This is a genomic window from Parasphingorhabdus sp. (genome assembly GCF_036964675.1).
Lineage (GTDB): Bacteria > Pseudomonadota > Alphaproteobacteria > Sphingomonadales > Sphingomonadaceae > Parasphingorhabdus.
Genome location: NZ_JBALTF010000127.1, coordinates 1 through 2,646, shown reverse-complemented (window position 1 = coordinate 2,646; position 2,646 = coordinate 1). Strand labels below are relative to the sequence as shown.

At 60.4% G+C, this 2,646-nt stretch carries 2 protein-coding genes; both read left to right on the top strand.

Annotated features, from left to right (window positions below; genetic code table 11):
• On the top strand, positions 1–707 hold a 707-nt coding region (locus tag V7665_RS13410), incomplete at its 5' end, for a ZIP family metal transporter (protein WP_335665037.1).
• 75 nt (positions 708–782) lie between these two features.
• Positions 783–2,342 carry a glutamine-hydrolyzing GMP synthase gene (guaA, locus tag V7665_RS13405; RefSeq protein WP_335665036.1) on the top strand — a complete coding sequence of 520 codons (1,560 nt, stop codon included), beginning with the start codon at positions 783–785 and terminating at the stop codon, positions 2,340–2,342.
• The last annotated feature ends 304 nt before the right edge of the window (positions 2,343–2,646 follow it).

Sequence of the window (2,646 nt, the reverse complement as noted above, 5' to 3'; positions counted from 1 at the left end):
TCATGTGGATGACATTTCTTGTCGTGGTGCTGGTGTCAGCCGCGCTGGTGGCCGGCGCTCTCTGGGGCATTTACGGCAAATTATCGAGCAAGGGCGAAGGCTTTGTCATTGCTCTGGCCGGTGGCGCGCTGATCGTCTCGCTGGTCAGCGAGATGATTCAGCCAGCCGTCGAGCAAAGCAACCTCTGGGTCGGGCTGGGTGCGGTCGCGGCCGGGGCGGCGGTGTTTTCCGGCGTCGATTACTGGATTGATGAAAAATGGGGGCCGGAAGGCGGTGGCGGCCTGCTGGCCGCGATCACGCTTGATGGTGTGCCGGAAAATCTGGCGCTCGGAGTCGCGCTGATCGGGGCTGCGCCGATCGAGGTGGCGGCGCTGGCCGGGTCCATCCTGCTCTCCAATCTGCCGGAAGCGGCTGGCGGGGCCAAGCAAATGGTTGGCAGCGGGCTGTCGAAGGGCAAGACGCTGGGTCTGTGGGCGATGACTGCGCTCATATTGTCCGCTGCAGCGATTATCGGAAATATTGCGCTGGAAGGAGTCTCCCCGCATCTGCTGGCCGCGACCCGCTGTTTCGCAGCCGGTGCGGTGGTCGCCTCGCTCGCAACCGAGGTTTTTCCCAAGGCCTATAAGAAGGACCATCATATGGCCGGGATCGCAACCGCGATCGGCGTGATTCTGGCGGTATTTCTGGGCGAACTTGCTACGGCCTAGGAAGGACCGGGTTTTGAGGCGACAAGCGACAAAGGCACTAGACTCAAAAGGGGCGGCCCACTAAGCGCCTAAGCCATGTCCATAGCCCATGAAGAAACCATATTGATTGTCGATTTCGGCTCTCAGGTCACGCAGCTTATCGCCCGCCGGGTGCGCGAGGCCGGAGTCTATTCGGAAATTGCTCCGTTCAACAATGCGGAAGAGGCCTTTCACCGGCTGAAACCCAAGGGGATCATCCTGTCCGGATCGCCCGCCGGGGTGCCGGAGGAAGACAGCCCGCGCGCGCCGCAGGTGATTTTTGACAGCGGCCTGCCGATCCTCGGCATCTGCTATGGCCAGCAGGTGATGACGCATCAGCTGGGCGGCCAGGTCGAATCGGGTGACAGCGGCGAATTTGGCCGGGCGTTTATCGAGATTTCCGAGGAATGCGTCTTGTTCGATGGCCTGTGGGAGGTCGGCGAGAAGCATCAGGTGTGGATGAGTCACGGCGACAAGGTCACCGCATTTGCGCCCGGTTTCCGGATCGTCGCGACCACCGAGGGCGCGCCCTTCGCGCTGATCGCCGATGACGAGCGGCGCTATTATGGCACGCAATTTCACCCCGAGGTTGTGCACACGCCCGATGGCGGCAAGCTGATCGCCAATTTCGTTCGCCATGTCTGCGGCTGTGCCGGCGACTGGACGATGGCGGAATATAAGGACGCCAAGATCGCCGAAATCCGCGAGCAGGTCGGCGACAAGAAAGTCATTTGCGGCCTGTCCGGTGGTGTCGACAGCTCGGTGGCGGCGATCCTGATCCACGAAGCAATCGGCGACCAGCTGACCTGCGTCTTTGTCGACCACGGCTTGCTCCGGATGAACGAGCGCGAGCAGGTCGAGACCCTGTTCCGCGACCATTATAATATCCCGCTGGTGGTGGTCGATGCCGAAGACCGGTTCATGGCTGGCCTCGCCGGACAGACCGACCCGGAAAAGAAGCGCAAATTTATCGGCGGCGAATTTATTGAAGTGTTTGACGAAGAATCGGCCCGGGTTGGCGGCGCGGATTTTCTGGCGCAGGGCACGCTTTATCCTGATGTGATCGAGAGCGTTTCCTTCACCGGCGGACCCAGCGTGACGATCAAGTCGCACCATAATGTGGGTGGCCTGCCCGAGCGGATGAACATGAAGTTGGTCGAGCCGCTGCGCGAATTGTTCAAGGATGAAGTCCGCGATCTCGGGCGCGAGCTTGGCCTGAACGATCAGTTCGTCGGGCGTCATCCGTTCCCCGGCCCCGGCCTCGCGATCCGCATTCCGGGCGAGGTGACCAAGGAGCGTTGCGACATATTGCGCAAGGCGGACGCCATCTATCTCGAGGAAATCCGGAACGCCGGATTATACGACGCGATCTGGCAGGCCTTCGCCGTGCTGCTCCCGGTCAAGACGGTCGGCGTGATGGGCGACCAGCGCACCTATGACAATGTCTGCGGCCTGCGCGCCGTCACCAGCACCGACGGCATGACCGCCGATGTCTACCCCTTCGACGCCAGCTTCCTGACCCGCGTATCGACGCGGATCGTCAATGAGGTGAAGGGGATCAACCGGGTGGTTTATGATTATACCAGCAAGCCGCCGGGGACTATTGAGTGGGAGTGACGCGGTTAACAGCAAATGCGCGGGGCGCATTTGCCCGCGGCGCTCGGCATCGCAAGATGCCGCATGTTGGAGAACGGATGTCCGGAAGGTACTAAGTGGGACTGAAAAGCCCTTATAGTTATAGCTTCCCCGACAACGGGCCAATTGTCTACGAGGGCGAGAGTGATAAGGTCGATAATTCGAGGCTAACTCAACGGCCTAAATGGCTGCGAGTTGTTGCCTTCATATTTCTAATCGTACCGCTATTTCCATTGATCCTCTTCCGATCAATTCAATTGGTGAGGGCGGAACACCGAGATGACCC

What these genes read in the sequence shown, in the direction of transcription:
- guaA (WP_335665036.1), top strand. Translation starts at nt 783, where the DNA reads ATGTCCATAGCCCATGAAGAAACCATATTGATTGTCGATTTCGGCTCT.